Source organism: Polynucleobacter sp. 31A-FELB (genome assembly GCF_018882405.1).
Classification (GTDB): domain Bacteria; phylum Pseudomonadota; class Gammaproteobacteria; order Burkholderiales; family Burkholderiaceae; genus Polynucleobacter.
This window is the reverse complement of sequence record NZ_JACVOO010000001.1, coordinates 16529-35595: the sequence shown is the minus strand read 5'-3', so window position 1 is coordinate 35595 and position 19067 is coordinate 16529. Positions and strand designations below refer to the sequence as shown.

Annotated in this window: 12 protein-coding genes and 2 tRNA genes; 12 read left to right on the top strand and 2 right to left on the bottom strand. The window is 46.4% G+C overall.

Annotated features, from left to right (window positions below; genetic code table 11):
* Positions 1-2: 2 nt before the first annotated feature.
* The gene (gene mfd, locus ICN30_RS00145; protein ID WP_216272538.1) at positions 3-3557 is read right to left on the bottom strand and encodes a transcription-repair coupling factor; all 3555 of its coding nucleotides are present in this window, start codon (positions 3555-3557) and stop codon (positions 3-5) included.
* A gap of 23 nt (positions 3558-3580) precedes the next feature.
* Between mfd and ispD the strand changes: the two genes are divergently transcribed.
* The 9 genes from ispD (at position 3581) to ICN30_RS00100 (ending at position 12842) form a co-directional block, all read left to right on the top strand.
* The gene (gene ispD / locus ICN30_RS00140; protein WP_216272537.1) at positions 3581-4330 is read left to right on the top strand and encodes a 2-C-methyl-D-erythritol 4-phosphate cytidylyltransferase; all 750 of its coding nucleotides are present in this window, start codon (positions 3581-3583) and stop codon (positions 4328-4330) included.
* A gap of 27 nt (positions 4331-4357) precedes the next feature.
* On the top strand, positions 4358-4861 hold the full coding sequence (ispF, locus tag ICN30_RS00135; protein WP_216272536.1) for a 2-C-methyl-D-erythritol 2,4-cyclodiphosphate synthase: 504 nt from the start codon (positions 4358-4360) through the stop codon (positions 4859-4861).
* 81 nt (positions 4862-4942) lie between these two features.
* A tRNA-Leu gene (locus ICN30_RS00130) sits at positions 4943-5029 on the top strand.
* 56 nt (positions 5030-5085) lie between these two features.
* The gene (gene tig, locus ICN30_RS00125) at positions 5086-6423 is read left to right on the top strand and encodes a trigger factor (RefSeq protein ID WP_216272535.1); all 1338 of its coding nucleotides are present in this window, start codon (positions 5086-5088) and stop codon (positions 6421-6423) included.
* Between the two features lie 26 nt (positions 6424-6449).
* Positions 6450-7079 (top strand): ATP-dependent Clp endopeptidase proteolytic subunit ClpP, encoded by a 630-nt coding sequence (clpP, locus tag ICN30_RS00120; protein ID WP_015421102.1) that lies wholly within the window; start codon positions 6450-6452, stop codon positions 7077-7079.
* A 24-nt stretch (positions 7080-7103) separates the two neighbouring features.
* On the top strand, positions 7104-8465 hold the full coding sequence (gene clpX, locus ICN30_RS00115; protein ID WP_216272534.1) for an ATP-dependent Clp protease ATP-binding subunit ClpX: 1362 nt from the start codon (positions 7104-7106) through the stop codon (positions 8463-8465).
* A gap of 178 nt (positions 8466-8643) precedes the next feature.
* Positions 8644-11076, top strand: a complete 2433-nt coding sequence (gene lon / locus ICN30_RS00110; protein ID WP_216272533.1) for an endopeptidase La — start codon at positions 8644-8646, stop codon at positions 11074-11076.
* 118 nt (positions 11077-11194) lie between these two features.
* Positions 11195-11270, top strand: a tRNA-Val gene (locus ICN30_RS00105).
* A 105-nt stretch (positions 11271-11375) separates the two neighbouring features.
* Positions 11376-12842 (top strand): peptidylprolyl isomerase, encoded by a 1467-nt coding sequence (locus tag ICN30_RS00100; RefSeq protein ID WP_216272532.1) that lies wholly within the window; start codon positions 11376-11378, stop codon positions 12840-12842.
* 2 nt (positions 12843-12844) lie between these two features.
* Here ICN30_RS00100 and ICN30_RS00095 read toward each other — a convergent pair whose 3' ends face one another.
* On the bottom strand, positions 12845-13495 hold the full coding sequence (locus tag ICN30_RS00095; protein WP_216272531.1) for an arylesterase: 651 nt from the start codon (positions 13493-13495) through the stop codon (positions 12845-12847).
* Between the two features lie 23 nt (positions 13496-13518).
* Between ICN30_RS00095 and ICN30_RS00090 the strand changes: the two genes are divergently transcribed.
* The 3 genes from ICN30_RS00090 to ICN30_RS00080 are packed head-to-tail and all read left to right on the top strand — an operon-like array spanning position 13519 to position 19033.
* Entirely contained in the window at positions 13519-14199 is a 681-nt protein-coding gene (locus tag ICN30_RS00090) for an ABC transporter ATP-binding protein (protein WP_216272530.1), read from the top strand.
* A gap of 21 nt (positions 14200-14220) precedes the next feature.
* Positions 14221-18252, top strand: coding sequence for a phosphoribosylformylglycinamidine synthase (purL, locus tag ICN30_RS00085; RefSeq protein ID WP_216272529.1), 4032 nt, complete (start codon positions 14221-14223; stop codon positions 18250-18252).
* A gap of 4 nt (positions 18253-18256) precedes the next feature.
* On the top strand, positions 18257-19033 hold the full coding sequence (locus ICN30_RS00080) for a spermidine synthase (protein WP_255533020.1): 777 nt from the start codon (positions 18257-18259) through the stop codon (positions 19031-19033).
* Positions 19034-19067: the final 34 nt, after the last annotated feature.

The following is a 19067-nucleotide window of genomic DNA, read 5'->3' as shown; positions in this document are numbered from 1 at the left end:
AATTAATTTGCTTGAACAGTATTGAGCATGGCGGACTCATTGAGGCTTCTGAGAATTTTTCGGATATGGTCTAGACGTTGCTCTAGTTTCTCAAAATCCTTCTCTTTTTGGGGAAGAATTTTGAGCTTATCTTGCCCATTGAGCTGAATGTATTTGGATGACTGAATCAATTGAATAATCTTCATTGGATCAATCGGAGGATTGGGGATGAACTGAATCTGTATCGATGCTGGGCTAGCATCAATTTTCTTAATTCCAAAACCAGCCATTTCTAAGCGTAATCGATGGGTCTCATATAGGGATTTAGCTTGGTCAGGCAAATCACCGTAGCGATCCACTAATTCCTCGCGCAATCCCATGAGTTCGGAGAAATCATTTGTACCGGCGAAACGCTTGTACATGGAGAGGCGTTCATGAACATCAGGGCAATAGTCATTCGGGAAGAGGGCGGGTACGCCGAGATTGACATCAGTGGTGGCCTGCAGTGGAGATAGTAGATCTGGCTCTTTGCCGCTTCGCAGAGATTTAACTGCTCTATTGAGCATCTCGGTATACAGCTGAAATCCAATTTCATGAATTTCACCAGATTGTTTATCACCTAGGACTTCACCGGCACCACGGATTTCTAGGTCATGCATCGCCAAATAGAAACCAGACCCCAGTTCCTCCATGGCTTGAATCGCATTTAAACGTAGCTGCGCTTGCTTACTGAGGGCTTCGGGGTCAGGTACTAGTAAATAGGCATACGCCTGGTGATGTGAGCGCCCAACGCGACCGCGCAATTGATGCAACTGAGCTAAACCAAACTTATCTGCGCGATGCATGATGATGGTGTTAGCGGTCGGAACGTCAATACCTGTTTCAATAATGGTGGTGCATAACAAGATATTGGTGCGTTGAGTCACAAACTCACGCATGACTGATTCCAGTTCACGCTCATGCATTTGACCGTGCGCTACGCTGATGCGGGCCTCGGGAATAAGTTCTTGCAAGGCATGCTTGCGGTTTTGAATCGTTTCGACTTCGTTGTGTAGGAAGTAGACCTGTCCACCACGCTTAATCTCCCGAAGAACGGCCTCACGAATAACGCCGTCACCTTCACGGCGCACAAATGTTTTGATTGCTAAGCGTTTTTGGGGTGCTGTCGCAATGATTGAGAACTCACGTAAGCCCTCCATAGCCATGCCAAGCGTTCTCGGAATAGGGGTTGCAGTCAGGGTCAGGATATCTACTTCAGCGCGCAATGCCTTGAGTGCATCCTTTTGACGCACGCCAAAGCGATGTTCTTCATCCACGATTACTAAACCTAAATTAGCAAACTGAGTTTCTTTTGAAAGAAGCTTATGTGTGCCAATAATGATGTCAGCCTCGCCTTTGGCTATTGCTTCAAGGGCTGCATTGATTTCTTTAGTGGTTTTAAAGCGTGAGAGCTCAACAATGCGCACAGGCCAATCGGCAAAGCGATCTTTCCAGGTTGCGACATGTTGTTCAGCGAGTAGGGTAGTTGGCGCAAGGATGGCTACTTGCTTGCCGCCCATAACTGCTACAAAGCTGGCGCGCAATGCAACCTCAGTCTTGCCGAAGCCCACATCGCCACATACCAGTCGATCCATTGGCGTACCGCTGGTCATGTCACCAATCACTGCGGCAATCGCATTGGCTTGATCTGGCGTTTCTTCAAAGCCAAAGCTTTCTGCAAATGCAGCATAGTCATGTGCTGAGAATTCAAAGGCGTGACCTTTGCGAATCGCTCTTGCCGCATAGAGGCTTAATAGTTCTGCGGCGGTATCTCGAATTTGTTGCGCAGCTTTACGTCTCGCCTTATCCCACTGACCAGAACCTAATTGATGCAGTGGTGCTGAGTCAGGATCAGAGCCTGCATATCGGGTCACCATCTGCAGTTGTTGCACAGGTACATACAGGGTTGCATCTTTGGCGTAAACCAAATGCAGGAACTCTTCAAAAATGGGTTCTTCTTTGGGTGGCGCTAAATTAAGTAGCACTAAACCTTGATAGCGACCAATGCCATGATCTGAGTGAACAACGGGGTCACCAATCTTAAGCTCAGATAAGTCCTTGAAGAGCATATCCGGATCGGCGCTCTCACTTTCTTTACCCTTGCGTCGTTGACGTGCAGTGGTGGTAAAGAGCTCAGCCTCAGTAACAACGATGAGGTTTTCAGCTGGCCATGTAAAGCCGTTAAAGAGTTGCGCTGTGACTAAGCCGAATAGTGCATCACTCTTAATAAAGTCTGCAACACCTTCAAAGCCTTCTGGCTTTAGTGGGTACAGCGGTTTGCCATTTTGTCCGGCAACCGAATTACTCTCTTCAAAGAGTTGACGAATCGATTCTTTACGGCCATTACTATCACTACAAATAAGTACGCGGACTTTTTCTTGAGAAACCAAAGCGCGCAAGCGATTGATTGGATCAGCATCACGACGATGGACTGCTAAATCAGGTACGGCTAAAAATTGTGGGGCTGCTTTTGATTCTTTATCTGCCTCTTTATCTAATGCCAAACGCGCATTGGGTTTAGCTGCTGTAAAGAACTGATCAACATCCAGGAATAACTCTGCCGGCGGAAGAATAGGGCGATCAAGATCATGCTTTAAGAATTCATATCTAGAAAGCGTGTCCTTCCAAAAGCTCTTAATAGATTCTTCAACATCACCGATGCTTACTAGCCAGACGGGATCGCCTGAGCGGGGGAAATAATCAAAGACTGTCGATGATTCTTCAAAGAAGAGGGGTAAGTACGATTCGATGCCAGCGCTGGGGATTCCGAGATTGGCATCTTTATAAATTGAGCAACGTGTTGGATCGCCTTCAAATACTTCGCGCCACCTGCCGCGGAATGCGGTACGTGAAGCATCATCAAAAGGAAATTCATGTCCGGGTAATAGGCGAACTTCTTTAACGGGATAGAGGCTACGCTGGGTATCTGGATCAAAAGCTCGAATTTGCTCAATCTCATCGCCAAAGAGATCCAGGCGATAAGGCAGACTAGAGCCCATCGGAAATAAATCAATGAGTCCGCCGCGAATACTATATTCACCAGGGCGCATTACTGCGCTCACAGGATCGTATCCAGCCTGCTGCAACTGAAGTTTTAGAGCCGCCTCATTAAGCTTGTCACCTTGTCTAAAAAAGAAAGTGTGACCAGATAAAAAGTTTGGTGGTCCGAGTCTTTGTAATGCAGTGGTGATGGGCACCAAGACAATGTCGCAACTGCCGTTGAGTAATTCATAGAGCGTCGCTAAGCGTTCTGAGACTAAATCCTGATGAGGTGAGAAATGGTCATACGGCAGAATTTCCCAGTCAGGTAATAAGCGCGTCTTGAGCTGAGGGGCAAAAGCTGGAATTTCCTCAAGAAGACGCTGGGCTTCCTGCGCCTGAGCGCAGAAAATAACCATGACTGAGAATTCAGATCGGTACCGAAGGGCGGATTGGGCTATTAATGCAGCATCTGATGAGCCAACGAGGCCCGAAAAGGTAAAGCGCTGCCCAGCCCGGGGTGCGGGTATGGGGGGTGCTAGTTTTAATGCATCAGACATCTGCGCTCATTATAGAATCAGGTATGCACCCGGGAAATCAATCTTCACCCCAATGTCACACCTTGTTACCTACGGCTGGAACAGGATCTAGACTTGGTGGAATTTTGCCAAAGCAGTTTCAGGAATTGGCGGGCAAACCAATGCTGGCCTATGCCTTGGAAGCCTTTGCTGCCACCCCAGAGATTGCCTCTATTTGGGTAGGTGTTAGCCCCGGCTTTATCGACAATCCTATTCTGAGCTCACTTTCCAGCAAGTCTACCTCCATTCAATTTCTTCCCAGCGGCGGCCCAACTCGTCAAGAAACCGTCAGAAATACTCTGGCAGCCATGCTTAAGGCGGGCATTCCGGAGACTGATTGGGTGCTAGTTCATGACGCCGCCCGACCTGGAATTTCCCCCGAGCTGATTCAAAAACTGATTCGTGCCGTCACTCAAGCTGGTGAGGGTGGCCTCTTGGCAATGCCCTTAGCGGATACCTTAAAAATGGCTGATGCCAATTCCGCAATTGCAGGCAATCCCAATAGGGCAATGAAGACAATTTCTCGAGATCATCTTTGGCAGGCACAAACACCACAGATGTTTGGTCTAAAACGCCTGCATGATGCAATTGAGGAGGGCATACGACTAGAGGCCGATATTACCGATGAGGCAAGTGCAATGGAGCTCTCAGGCTCTAGCCCATTATTGATAGAGGGAGCTACTCGCAACTTCAAGGTGACTCACCCAGCAGATTGGGATTTGATGCAAACCATCTTGCAGGCCTCCTGCCAATAAGATCTCAGAATCTATAACGACAACTCAATGACTTCAAACACTCCTCACATCCCCCAGTTTCGTATTGGTCAAGGTTATGACGTTCATGCCTTAGTTGCGGATCGTAAGTTGATATTGGGCGGTGTTCATGTCCCTAGTGATAAAGGCCTACTGGGGCATTCGGATGCGGATGCCTTGCTACATGCATTAACAGATGCATTGCTAGGCGCTGCTGGATTGAATGACATTGGCCAGCTATTTCCAGATACTGATCCCCAGTTTAAGGATATGGATAGCCGAATTTTGCTCAGAGCGGCTCTTCAGAAGGTTCAGGCAGCGGGGTTTCAAGTTGGTAACGTCGATGCGACGATTATTTGCCAAAAACCCAAATTAGCCACTTTTTTGCCAGATATGGTTCGTAATATCGCAGTAGATTTGGCTGTCACGCCAAGCCATGTCAACCTAAAGGCCAAAACCAATGAATCCCTTGGGCACTTAGGCAGAGGCGAGGGCATTGCAGTCCATGCGGTGGCTTTGCTCTACAAGGCCTAAATATCCTCCAAAACCGCTAAGCATTGTAGAATTACGGTCTTTAGAGTGAAGCTTCAGCTCGGTAGTGTTTGCGGAATTCGCGCGAGGATGGCGAAATTGGTAGACGCACCAGGTTTAGGTCCTGACGCCAGCAATGGTGTGGGGGTTCGAGTCCCCCTCCTCGCACCACAAGATAGCTACTTGGCTTGGGCTTCACATATCCGATTTTCAATTAAGAGACGAGAATGGCTGTGCAGATAGAAAATTTAGGTCAGTTAGACCGCAAAGTGACCTTAGAGTTCGCTCGTGCCGATTTGGCTAAGGCAAGAGAAGACCGTTTGGCTAAATTGGGTAAGACCATGAAAGCCCCAGGCTTCCGTCCAGGCAAAGTGCCTAAGAGCATGGTTGAAAAGCAATACGGCATGCAAGTGGATTTCGAGCTTCAGTTCGATAAAGCTTCTGAGCTGTTCTATGACTTAGCCCAAAAAGAAAAAATCCTTTTGGCTGGACAACCACGCCTTGACCCAAAATCTGAATTAGACGCAGACAAAATTGTGTTCGATGCTTACTTTGAAGTGTTGCCGGAAGTAAAGATTGGTGACTTCAGCAAAGCAGAAGTGACTAAGTACACAACCGATATTTCGGATGCAGAAATTGATCGCGCATTAGATGTATTGCGCAAGCAGCAAGTTCATTACCATCCACGCGGCGTAGCTGGTGCTCATGGTGATGGCGGTGCAAACACAGCCGCTCAAGCTGGTGACCAGGTTGTTATCGACTTCGTTGGCAAAATCGATGGCGTTGAATTTGCTGGCGGTAAAGCTGAAAACTTTGAATACGTTCTTGGTGAAGGCCGTATGCTCCCAGAATTTGAAGCTGCAACATTGGGCCTCAAAGCAGGTGAAAGCAAGACTTTCCCATTAAGCTTCCCAGCGGATTACCACGGTAAAGATGTTGCTGGTAAGACTGCAGATTTCACCATCACTGTTAAGTCAGTTAATTGGGCTCATCTACCAGCAGTTGATGATGCTTTTGCATTGTCTTTGGGCGTTACCGAAGGTGGCGTTGCCAAAATGCGTGAAGAAGTTAAAGAGAATTTGGATCGTGAAACAAAGCGTCGTATTACTTCCCTGTTAAAAGGTGAAGTAATGGAGAAGCTCAATAGCCTTTGCGAACTTGACGCACCAAAATCTTTGGTTGCTCAAGAGCAAGAGCGTTTAGTTGAGTCAGCACGTCAAGACTTGATGCAGCGTGGCATTCCGAATGCGAAAGACGCACCAATTCCTGCTGAAATGTTTGCTGAGCAAGCTCTCAAGCGTGTTCGCCTCGGTTTGATTTTGAGCGACTTGGTAAAGCAGCAAAACTTGGCTGCCACTGCAGATCAAATCAAAGCTGAAATTGATGAGCAAGCTGCCACATACGAAGATCCTAAAGAAGTAGTGCGTTGGTTCTATAGCAATCCAAGCCGCCTCAAAGATATCGAGAACTTGGTGCTGGAAGATAACATGATTAAGTTTTTCACTTCGCAAGCTAAAGTGATCGATAAAGCAGTTACCTTCGAAGAACTCAGCAAGCTCAACTAAGTATTCATTAATAAAGGCCTGATCACATGAACCAGAATCATTTCCAGTCTGAGAATTTAGAGCCCAAAGGTTTGGGTTTAGTTCCAATGGTGATTGAAACCTCTGGTCGAGGTGAGAGAGCCTATGACATTTACTCTCGCTTACTCAGAGAACGTGTAGTTTTCTTAGTTGGCGAAGTAAATGATCAAACTGCAAACTTGGTGATTGCTCAGTTGCTATTCCTTGAGAGTGAAAACCCAGACAAAGAAATTTCTCTGTACATCAACTCTCCTGGCGGCTCTGTTTCTGCTGGTCTAGCAATCTACGATACGATGCAATTCATCAAACCACACGTCAGCACTTTGTGCATGGGTATGGCTGCAAGTATGGGTGCATTCTTGTTATGTGCTGGTGAGAAAGGTAAGCGTTATGCATTGCCTAATTCACGTGTGATGATTCATCAGCCATTAGGTGGCGCACGTGGCCAAGCTTCTGATATTGAAATCCAAGCCCGTGAGATTCTCTATTTACGTGAACGCTTGAACAAGATTTTGGCGGATCGCACTGGTCAATCGATTGAAACGATTGCCAAGGACACTGATCGCGATAACTTTATGTCTGCAGATCAGGCTCAAGAGTATGGTTTGATCGATAAAGTGATCGATAAGCGTCCTTAATATATTCATTTTTAGATATCTACTTTGAGCGATAAAAATACTACCAATAGTGCAGATAAAGTTCTGTACTGCTCTTTCTGTGGCAAGAGTCAGCATGAAGTAAGGAAACTGATTGCTGGACCTTCTGTATTTATTTGCGATGAGTGTATCGACTTATGCACCGACGTCATTCAAGAAGAGCTTGCTAAGCTTCCTAAAGGTGAGGGTGATGACGCTTTACCAACACCACACCAGATCCGTGAGAACTTAGACCAGTATGTGATTGGTCAAGACCATGCGAAGAAGACTTTGGCTGTAGCGGTTTACAACCACTACAAGCGTTTACAGTATTTGCCAAAACCAAAAAAAGAGAAGCTTGATAAAGACGGCAAGCCTGTTGATGTTGCCGACAAAAAGGAATCCAAGACTCCTGCCAAAGCCATGGTTGACGGTGTTGAATTAGCAAAAAGTAATATTTTGCTGATCGGCCCAACTGGCTCGGGTAAAACATTGTTGGCGCAAACCTTAGCGCGCATGTTGGACGTTCCATTTGTAATGGCTGATGCAACGACGCTGACTGAAGCGGGTTATGTTGGTGAAGATGTAGAAAACATTATTCAAAAATTATTGCAAGCTTGCGACTACAACGTAGAAAAAGCACAGCGTGGCATTGTGTACATCGATGAGATCGATAAGATCTCCCGTAAGTCAGATAACCCGTCTATTACCCGTGATGTGTCGGGTGAAGGCGTTCAGCAAGCCTTGTTAAAGCTGGTTGAAGGCACGATGGCTTCTGTACCGCCTCAAGGTGGACGCAAGCATCCAAACCAAGATTTCTTGCAAGTTGATACGACTAATATCCTATTTATCTGCGGCGGTGCATTTGACGGTCTCGAGAAGGTCATTCAGCAGCGCACTGCGAAGACAGGCATTGGATTTAATGCCACGGTTCCAGGTAAAGATGATCGCGGTGTTAGCGACCTCTTAATCGAAGTGGAGCCTGAAGATTTAATCAAGTTTGGTCTTATTCCTGAGTTGATTGGTCGTTTGCCGGTTGTGGCGACTTTGGCTCAATTGGATGAAACTGCATTAATTCAGATTCTGACTGAACCTAAAAATGCCTTGGTTAAGCAATATCATGCGTTATTAACGATGGAAGGCTCTGAGCTTGAAGTTCGCCCAGCAGCATTGTCAGCTATCGCCAAGAAGGCTATTGCACGTAAAACCGGTGCACGCGGCCTGCGCTCTATTCTTGAGGGATCCCTCATGGATGTAATGTATGACCTGCCATCTTTGAAGAATGTTCAAAAGGTGGTCATCGATGAAAATACCATCGCTGAGGGCGGAAAGCCCATTTTGGTCTACAAGCAGGGTGATGAATCCACGGAAATGAGCAAAAAAGCCTAATTTTTGCTATTTTTTGCTGTTTTCACAGGGTTTTCGCTCACTTTTTGCATATTTACCCCTTGTTTTTCACTTGGTGGCACCCATATAGGTAGTATCCTATTCCTAAATAATGTCCGTATCTAGTAGTACGGCATTTTTAGAGATTTTTACGGAACGACTATTTTGGAGGAATTGCCCCATGCCTGGCCACTTATTACTACCCTCTGAACCTATTCAACTGCCACTCCTCCCTTTAAGGGACGTCGTAGTGTTTCCGCACATGGTCATCCCCTTGTTTGTGGGTCGTCCAAAATCAATTAAAGCGCTAGAAGCTGCCATGGAAACTGGCAAAAATGTACTTTTAGTAGCTCAAAAGACAGCTGCCAAGGATGAGCCTGGCGTAGAGGACCTCTATGAGGTTGGTTGTATCGCCAACATTCTGCAAATGCTCAAGCTGCCCGACGGCACCGTAAAGGTGCTAGTTGAGGGCGTCCAGCGTGCCGAAGTAAGTCAGGTTGAAGATAGCCAAGGCTATTTCTGCTGCGAAGCTAGCCCAAGCCCAATGTCAGCATTAGATGCGCATGAGACTGAGGCTTTGCGTCGCGCCATCATGGCTCAGTTTGATCAGTACGTAAAACTGAATAAAAAAGTTCCTCAAGAGATTCTGTCATCACTGGGTGGCATCGATGATCCAAGCCGTTTGGCGGATACGATTTGCGCACATCTCCCAGTCAAGCTCGAACAGAAACAGCGTCTATTAGAAATGACTGATGTAGTTCAACGCTTAGAAAGCCTCTTAGCTGATCTCGAAAGCGAAATCGATATTTTGCAAGTTGAGAAGCGTATTCGTGGGCGTGTAAAGCGTCAGATGGAAAAGAGTCAGCGCGAGTACTACTTGAACGAACAAGTTAAGGCTATTCAAAAAGAATTGGGTGAGGGTGAAGAGGGCGCTGATCTCGAGGAGCTTGAGAAGAAAATTAAGGCTGCTCGCATGCCTAAGGAAGCTTTGAAGAAGGCTGAGTCTGAGTTGAAGAAACTCAAACTCATGTCACCAATGTCTGCTGAAGCAACCGTGATTCGTAATTTTATTGACACTTTGGTTACGCTTCCATGGAAGAAGAAAACTAAGATCAATAATGATTTGGCTAATGCTGAAAAAGTATTGGATGAGGATCACTACGGTCTCGATAAAGTGAAAGAACGCATCCTGGAATACCTCGCAGTTCAACAACGTGTTGAACGCGTTAAAGCTCCGATCCTTTGTTTGGTTGGGCCTCCTGGTGTTGGTAAAACTTCCCTAGGTCAATCTATTGCACGTGCAACAAACCGTAAGTTTGTTCGTATGGCATTGGGTGGCGTGCGTGATGAGTCTGAAATTCGCGGTCATCGTCGTACCTACATCGGCTCTATGCCAGGCAAGATTCTCTCTAGCCTTACTAAGGTAGGTGTTCGCAATCCTTTATTCCTCTTGGACGAAGTAGATAAGATGGGTATGGATTTCCGTGGCGATCCTGCAAGTGCATTGCTTGAGGTTTTAGATCCAGAGCAAAATCACACATTCCAAGATCACTATGTTGAGGTTGACTTTGATCTCTCCGATGTGATGTTTGTTGCAACATCTAACTCATTGAATATTCCTGGTCCTTTATTGGATCGCTTGGAGATCATTCGTCTCGCCGGTTACACGGAGGATGAGAAAACAAGCATTGCGATCAATTATTTAATCCCTAAACAGATTAAAAATAATGGTCTCAAGAAAGATGAATTGAAGATTGAGGAATCCGCTGTTCGCAGCATGATTCGCTACTACACACGTGAAGCTGGTGTTCGTTCTTTAGAGCGTGAAATCAGCAAAATCTGCCGTAAGGTGGTGAAGTTGCTTCTCCTCAAGAAAGAGGCGGCACCAGTCACTGTGAATGCTGACAATCTAGAGAAGTTCCTGTCCGTGAAGATGTATGACTTTGGTCTAGCTGCAAAAGAGAATCAAGTTGGCCAGGTAACTGGTTTGGCTTGGACTGAGGTTGGTGGCGATCTATTGACCATTGAAGCAGCAGTGATGCCAGGTAAAGGTGTTATCACTCGTACCGGCTCTATTGGCGATGTGATGAAGGAGTCTGTCGAAGCGGCTAAGACTGTGGTTCGCTCTAGAGCGAGAGCTTTGGGAATTGCGGATGAAGCTTTTGAGAAGAAGGATATTCATATTCACTTCCCAGACGGCGCGACGCCAAAGGATGGCCCATCAGCTGGTATTGCCATTACGACGGCCTTGGTTTCTGTGTTTACAGGCATTCCAATTCGCTCTGATGTAGCCATGACTGGTGAGATTACTTTGCGCGGCGAAGTATTGCCAATTGGCGGTCTAAAAGAGAAGTTATTGGCAGCGCATCGCGGTGGTATCAAGCTGGCTTTAATTCCTGAGGAAAACGTCAAAGATTTGATCGATATTCCTGATAACGTCAAGAATGCGATTGAAATCGTTCCGGTCCGTTGGATTGATAAAGTTCTGGAGTTGGCTTTAGAGCGAAAACCAGTTCCTTTACCGGATCCAACACCAGAAGAGCTGGCTAAAAAGGCTGCTGAAGCTAGCAAAGCTAATGAAAAGATTTCTTCTGGAGAAGCCTTAAAGCATTGATGCCTAGGGGATATTTGAGGGATTTTGAGTCGATTTGAGTGATCTATTTAAGCCCATTTTGATGAAGAATCTCTCTTTTATTCCCGCACTAGGTTACAATCTCGTCTGTATTAATTTGGGGCGCTTAGCTCAGATGGTAGAGCGTCTGCCTTACACGCAGAATGTCGGCGGTTCGATCCCGTCAGCGCCCACCAGTTTCCCAAATCGCATTTGCTTTTCCTCTTATAGGCTTTCTAGTTCCTCTAGACCTTCTGCCTTGTACACTCGCATTATTGACTTCACTTCCTAGCGATTAATTCATGTTTGATACCGTACGTAAGCACCAAAAGATTCTTCAGCTTGTGCTGATGTTATTCATCGTTCCTTCATTTGCCATGTTTGGTATTTCTAGCTATTCCAGTTTCATGGATAAGGAAACCGATATTGTTAAGGTGAATGGCAAGCCAATTACTGCGCAAGAAGTGGATATGGCTGCCAAGCGTCAAGCTGAGCGTGTCGGTGGGAATATGCAAATTGCCCAAAGCCTGCCGTTTCGTCAAGCTATTTTGAATGAGTTACTCCAGCAGCGCATCTTAGGATTTGCAGTAAGCGACCTGCGATTGCAAGTTGGCAAGCAAGAGCTTGTTAATAGCCTGCAAAAGATTCCTCAGATTCGTGCTTTATATCGTCAAGATGGCACATTTGATGATGCACGTTTTAAGCAGTTATTGGCAAGCAATGGCATGAACGAAGAGCAGTTCTATGCTGGTCAAAGCTTTGACTTAAAAATTCAACAGTTGGTTAACTCAGTTGCACGTACAGAACTGGCTAGCCCAAAATTATCTGAGATTGTTTCATCTTTGTATGAGACCGAAAGACAAGTTCAGACTTTGCAGTTCAATGCCAAAGATTATTTGTCTAAAGTGAATCCAACTGCTGAAGAGCTACAGGCTTTTTACGAAGCTAACGCCAAATTATTTGAGCGTCCTGAATACATTGATGTTGAGTACATTGTTCTTAAGGCAGATCCAAAAGAAGACTCCAAAGCCTTTAATGAAAAGGCAGATCAGTTTGCGAATATGACTTACGACCAGTCTGATAGTTTGAAGCCTGCTGCTGATAAATTAAAGCTGAGTATTCAATCCCAGAAGGGTGTAACTCGTGGTGGCGCACCAGGCGTATCCAAAGATCATCCTTTGGCTAATCCTAAAGTGATCCAGTCTCTTTATGGTGATGAGGCTCTTAAGAATAAGCGTAATACCGAAGCCGTACAAACGGCGCCGGGTGTATTTGTATCCGCTCGGGTAGTAATTTTGCACCCAGCACAAATTTTGCCTTACAAAGATGTTGCTGCAGAAGTGAAGCGTCAAGTTAGTCAACGTGCCGCAGAGAAGTTAGCTATTGCTGCCGCAAGCGAGAAATTAGCCGCACTTGAAAAAGATCCGAAGAATGCCGCTGGTTTCGCAAGCCCTAACTGGATCTCGCGCAATAAGCCCGGCAGCTTGGTTGGTCCATCAATGGATGAGGTTATGTCTGTTAATGCAAATAACTTACCGGCTGTAGTTTCGGTTGCTAATCCAGGTATTGGCACTACGATTTATCGTATTGATCAAGTTCGTCAGCCACCTGCAGTTGATGCCAAAGTACATAAGGCTCAGGCGCAACAGATTCAAGCTTTAGCTGCGCAATCCGAATTTGCTGGCTTTATGGGCTACTGGCGTAATAGCGCTGGCGTTAAAGTTATCAACCCGCTCAAGCAAGCAAGCGCAGGTAGCGCGGGCAGTTAAAACTAAGGCAGTTTTTTAAGTAAGTTACTGTATGGGGCCATTGAGCCCCATACGTTTTTAAAGATAATGCTTTGTGCTGCCACATTGGGATGTAGGCGATCCGCCTGAAACAATTCTGGTTTAGTAGCAACACCTTCTAAGAAAAATGGTAGCAACTCTACGTGCTCTTGAGTTGCAAGAAGGGGATAGAGATTCTTAAATTGCATCGTGTAGGTTTGACCATAGTTCGAAGGAATCTGTATGCCGCATAGCAAAACCTTTGCACCTGATTTTTTGCTCATCTGAATCATCTTACGTAGATTGGCTTCAGTTTGATTTACTGGTAAACCACGCAAGGCATCATTCGCTCCCAACTCTATGAGCACGATCCCTGGTTTTTTCTGATCCAAGAGATTCGGAAGTCTGCTCAGGCCGCCTGAGCTAGTTTCTCCACTAATACTGGCGTTAAATACGTTCCATGGACTCTGATCTTTGACTAATTGCCCTTGGAGAAGCGTGACCCAGCCAGTGCCACGCGGCAAGCCGTATTCAGCGGAAAGGCTATCACCTAGTATCAGGACGACTGGCTTTACTTGTGCCCAGGAAGAAATGCTTAATACAAGGCAAAATAGCCCTGTAATCAATTTATTCACAGTTAAAAACTGAATCCGCATTTTTCCACTCTAGAAAATTCCACATGAACAAACAGTCTAATTCCATTGTTGCCGAACACGTTGGCAAGCTGGTAAATACGGCTGATGGTGACTTGGCTATTTTGCACGACTTGAGTTTTCAAATTGCGCAGGGTGAAAGTGTAGCGATTATTGGCGCTTCGGGCTCTGGAAAGAGTACCTTGTTAAGTCTCTTGGCTGGATTAGATCTGCCAAGCACAGGGCAAATTGCTCTAATGGGGCAAAGCCTCAATCTGCTGGATGAGGATGGCAGGGCACGTTTGCGCGGTCAGTTTGTTGGCTTTGTATTTCAGTCATTCCAGCTATTGCCACACCTTACGGCCTTGGAGAATGTCATGCTTCCCCTGGAGATGGCTGGTATAGAGCACGCTGACGCTAGGCTAGAGGCTCATCAATGGCTCGAAAAGGTTGGCTTAAGCCTTAGGGCTAATCACTTTCCCAATACGCTGTCGGGTGGTGAGCAGCAACGGGTGGCGCTAGCCCGAGCTTTCATTAATAAGCCCGCCATTCTGTTCGCCGATGAACCCACTGGGAGCCTGGATGAAGCTAGCGGAAATAGGGTGATTGAGCTCCTTTTTGAGCTAAATCGGGAGAATTCTTCGACACTGGTTCTGGTGACCCACGATCCAGCCTTGGCTGCTCGGTGTCAACGTCAATTGAGCCTTCAGGGCGGGCGCCTGGTTTAAGCAAAACCTTATAATCTTGGCATGTCATCATTCTGTTGCTTGCCCGGGGCAAATGCCCTTTCAGCCTTCCGCCAACAGCGACTTTTAGCTTCGCTCGCAGCCCAAGGAATTCAACTTGAGTCCATAGAGGCTCAATACCTTCATTTTGTTTGGTCTGAGTCAGAGCTCAATGCCAAGGACATAGAGGTGCTCGAGAGTCTTCTGACTTACGGCCAACCTTTTGTATCTCAGTTGAAGGGTGGCTCCTTATTTAGTAAAGCCGCCGATAAACAATCTGCGATTGCTATTCCTCGATTTGGCACAGTTTCTCCATGGGCCAGTAAAGCAACAGATATTGCGCGTCAATGTGGTCTTCAAGTTTTACGTATTGAGCGTGGCGTTCAGTATGCTTGGCAGAGTAAAAAATCACTCAGCACAGAACAAGAGCAGCTGGTGTTGGCTGCATTACATGATCGTATGACTGAGGCTGTTATCTCAGATATCAATGAAGCTAGTGCTTTATATCAATCTCTGCCTGATCGCCCATTTGTCCGCATCCCAGTATTAACTGAGGGCAGAGCTGCACTAGATAAAGCAAATCAAGAATTAGGTCTCGCCTTATCAGAAGATGAGGTGCTCTATCTCGTTGAGAATTTCATTCGCTTAGAACGTAATCCGAGCGATGTTGAGTTGATCATGTTTGCCCAGGCGAATAGTGAACATTGCCGCCATAAGATTTTCAACTCCAGTTGGACTATCGATGGGGATGATCAAGAGAAATCTCTATTTGCGATGATTCGCAATACCCATCAACTTCAGCCAGAAGGCACGATCGTTGCCTACTCCGATAACTCAGCAGTGATGGTGGGAGCCGAGTCAGAAACTTGGTCCTCCAAAGGTGAGGGTCGTCTTTACGAAAAAGACACACGTTTAGTACATACCTTAATGAAGGTGGAGACCCACAATCACCCAACGGCAATTGCTCCATTCCCAGGCGCCTCTACAGGTGCTGGTGGCGAGATTCGTGATGAAGGTGCGACTGGTGTCGGCGGGCGTCCTAAAGCAGGCCTTACCGGCTTCTCTGTTTCAAACCTCAATATCCCTGGCACCGATTTGCCGTGGGAGTCTGAGAAGTACGGCAAGCCAGAGCGCATTGCCACGCCACTACAAATCATGATTGATGGCCCATTAGGTGGGGCCGCATTTAATAATGAATTTGGTCGTCCCATTCTCGGTGGTTATTTCCGCGTCTTTGAGCAAACCCTAGAAGGTGTTCGTCGCGGTTATCACAAACCCATCATGATTGCTGGTGGTATCGGTAGCATTGATTCTATCCATACTGCAAAGAAACAAATTAAAGCAGGGCACTTGTTTATTCAATTGGGTGGTCCTGGTATGCGTATTGGTATGGGTGGCGCAACTGGTAGTTCTGTTGCAACCGGAACCAATACTGCAGATTTAGATTTTGATTCTGTCCAACGCGGTAATCCAGAAATGGAACGTCGCGCACAAGAAGTGATTAATTCTTGTATCGCTATGGGTCAGAGTAACCCTATTGTTTCAATTCATGATGTTGGTGCGGGTGGTATTTCCAATGCATTTCCAGAGCTGGCTGATGGTGCCGGATTAGGCGCCCAATTTCAGTTACGCAAAGTGCCGCTTGAGGAAAGTGGCATGAGTCCTGCAGAGATTTGGTGTAACGAATCTCAAGAGCGTTATGTTCTAGCAATTGAGGCTAAAGATCTGGAGCTGTTTAAGTCACTCTGTGAGCGCGAGCGATGCCCATTTGCCGTAGTGGGTGTAGCAACAGTTGAGCGTCAACTTCAGCTAAGCGACAGTAAGGAAGCTACTGGTACTGATGCTGCAATGCCCATTGATATGCCAATGGAAGTATTGCTAGGCAAGCCGCCACGTATGCATCGTGACGTAACGCGTGTTGCGCAAGAGTTTGAAGAATTAAATGTCACTGACGCCGATCTTGCCCAATGCATTGCTTGGGTTCTACAGCAACCCACAGTTGCTAGCAAATCCTTTTTGATTACTATCGGCGATCGTACCGTTGGTGGTCTCAATGCTCGTGATCCATTTGTTGGGCCATGGCAAGTTCCTGTTGCTGACTGTGCAGTTACCTTGATGGATTACAAGGGCTACCGTGGTGAAGTTATGACCATGGGCGAGCGTACTCCATTGGCCGTGATTGATGCACCAGCCGCTGCCAAGATGGCAGTTGGTGAAGCCATTACTAATCTATTGGCTGCGGACATTCGTCGCTTAGAAGACGTTAAGCTTTCTGCTAATTGGATGGCTGCTTGTGGTGCACCCGGAGAAGATGCAAAGCTGTATGACTCCGTTAGAGCAATTGGGATGGATTTATGTCCAGCACTTGGCATTTCTATTCCGGTTGGTAAAGACTCTCTATCTATGGCTACTGCATGGCAGGAGGGCGATCAAGCCAAAAAAGTGGTTTCTCCAGTCTCCTTAATTATTTCTGCTTTTGCTGCAGTTCAGGACGTTCGTAAAACTACAACGCCTTTGCTTAAACTCAAAGATGAATCTGGCGCAGCATTAGAAACTGAGTTGATCTTGATTGATTTAGGTCGCGGTAAAAACCGCATGGCTGGAAGCATTCTTGCTCAAGTACTCAATCAATCTGGTAAATCAGCTCCGAATGTAGATCACCCAGAAGATCTAAAGGCACTTGCCACTGCCATCATTGAACTGCGCAAAGCAGATCAGTTGCTGGCTTACCATGACCGTTCTGACGGCGGCTTGTTGGCCTGTATTGCAGAGATGGCATTTGCATCGCATACCGGCATTTCAATGAACGTCGACATGATTGCTGTTGATGTTGGGCAAGAGGCTGACTGGGGTGATGCCAAGAACTGGGCGCAACAGGTATCTGGTCGACGTCATGAGCAAACCATGCGCGCTTTATTTAATGAAGAGCTTGGTGCGGTAATTCAGATTCGCAAAGCTGATCGGGATGCTGTATTTGCTGTTTTGCGTAAATTGAACCTGAGCGCGTTCAGTCATGTGATTGCAAAACCAAATACCAATGGCCGAATTGAAATTTGGCGTGATGCGAAAAATATCTTTGCTGAGCCACGCGAAGTCTTACAAAAGATGTGGGCTAACACGAGTTATCAGATTGCTCGCTTACGCGATAACCCAGATTGTGCTGATAGTGAGTTTGCGCTGCTCGATAACGTTGCCGATAGTGGAATGTCACCAAAGCTGACATTTGACATTGCTGACGACATTGCAGCACCATTCATTAATAAGAATGCCAGACCTAAAGTCGCCATCTTGCGCGAGCAGGGTGTTAATTCTCATGTAGAAATGGCTTATGCCATGAATTGGGCTGGCTTTGATAGCTACGACGTTCACATGTCAGATCTACTATCTGGTAAATCCAAGTTAGATGATTTTCGTGGCCTAGTTGCCTGCGGTGGATTTAGTTATGGAGATGTATTGGGTGCAGGCGAGGGTTGGGCGAAAACTATTCTCTTTAATGCTCAATTACGCGATCAGTTCTCCTCATTCTTTAATCGCCAAGAAAGCTTTGCATTAGGTGTCTGTAATGGTTGCCAAATGATGAGCAATCTAGCGGGAATCATTCCTGGCGCTGAAGCTTGGCCTAAATTTACCCGCAATCAATCCGAGCAGTACGAGGCTCGATTGGTGATGGCTGAAGTGATGGCATCACCTTCTATCTTTACGCAGGGTATGGCAGGAAGTCAGCTACCTATCGCTATTGCGCATGGAGAGGGCTTTGCTAACTTTAGCCAACAAGGCAATTTAGAGGCACTTCAGAAACAAGGGTTGGCTGCTCTACGTTTTGTAGATCACCAAGGTAACCCAACTGAAACCTACCCAATGAACCCAAATGGTTCGCCTGGTGGCTTAACTGGCGTTACAACCCCAGACGGACGCTTCACGGTAATGATGCCGCATCCTGAGCGCGTCTTTAGGGCTGTGCAGATGAGCTGGGCACCAAAGGAATGGTTAGATACGCCTGATGGTGCTAGCCCATGGATGCGCTTATTCCGCAACGCTAGAGTCTGGGCAAAGTAATCTAATGCCAGATTCATCTATGGCGATGGAGCCAGTTACGTTTTCTGAGAGTGGTGGGGTGCGCTATTTGCACTTTGGGAGCGAGCTAATTCAGGGGGCAATGCGCATTCGTGATCCAGATGAGATTTATCTGGAATACAACCAGCAAATGATGGCGTGGTTATTATTTTTAGAAACCAAGCCCGGCATGCGCATTGCTCAACTGGGCTTGGGTACTGGCGCTCTGACAAAGTTTGCTCATCGTTATTGCCCAGCTGTAAAAACAACGGTTGTCGAGCTTAATCCTGCTGTGATTGTTTCTGCTCGCAGCATGTTCTTCACGCCGGATGATGATCGCCGGCTAGAGACATTGCAAGTTGATGCCAAGGCATTTGTTCAGAACACCAAGAATCAGGACCGCTTTGATGCAGTTCAGGTTGACTTGTATGACGCTATTTGCGATGGCCCTGCTGCTAGTTCCCTAGAGTTTTACAAAGGTTGCTACGATATTCTCAAGTCGCCTGGCATACTAACCGTGAATTTGTTCTCTCGTCACAAAAGCTTTGATATCAATTTAAATAATATCTGTGAAGCGTTTGATAATCGCGTGCTTCTCTTTCCGGAGTCTCATGACTGCAACGTGGTGGCAATTGCGTTCAAAGGCCCTCAGTTGGAAGTAGAGTGGAAAGAAGTTTCTAAGCGCGCAAAATTAATCATGGAAAAAACAGGCTTGCCGACCAATACCTGGGCTTCTGGTTTGAATCGTGAGAATGCCCATCAAGAAAATAAGCTCTGCATCTAGGCAAATTTAGATATGAAAAAAGGCGATCGGTTGA

Coding starts and splice junctions, on each gene's coding strand:
- mfd (WP_216272538.1), bottom strand. CDS start 3,557: ATGTCTGATGCATTAAAACTAGCACCCCCCATACCCGCACCCCGGGCT.
- ispD (WP_216272537.1), top strand. CDS start 3,581: ATGCACCCGGGAAATCAATCTTCACCCCAATGTCACACCTTGTTACCT.
- ispF (WP_216272536.1), top strand. CDS start 4,358: ATGACTTCAAACACTCCTCACATCCCCCAGTTTCGTATTGGTCAAGGT.
- tig (WP_216272535.1), top strand. CDS start 5,086: ATGGCTGTGCAGATAGAAAATTTAGGTCAGTTAGACCGCAAAGTGACC.
- clpP (WP_015421102.1), top strand. CDS start 6,450: ATGAACCAGAATCATTTCCAGTCTGAGAATTTAGAGCCCAAAGGTTTG.
- lon (WP_216272533.1), top strand. CDS start 8,644: ATGCCTGGCCACTTATTACTACCCTCTGAACCTATTCAACTGCCACTC.
- ICN30_RS00100 (WP_216272532.1), top strand. CDS start 11,376: ATGTTTGATACCGTACGTAAGCACCAAAAGATTCTTCAGCTTGTGCTG.
- ICN30_RS00095 (WP_216272531.1), bottom strand. CDS start 13,495: ATGCGGATTCAGTTTTTAACTGTGAATAAATTGATTACAGGGCTATTT.
- ICN30_RS00090 (WP_216272530.1), top strand. CDS start 13,519: ATGAACAAACAGTCTAATTCCATTGTTGCCGAACACGTTGGCAAGCTG.
- purL (WP_216272529.1), top strand. CDS start 14,221: ATGTCATCATTCTGTTGCTTGCCCGGGGCAAATGCCCTTTCAGCCTTC.
- ICN30_RS00080 (WP_255533020.1), top strand. CDS start 18,257: ATGCCAGATTCATCTATGGCGATGGAGCCAGTTACGTTTTCTGAGAGT.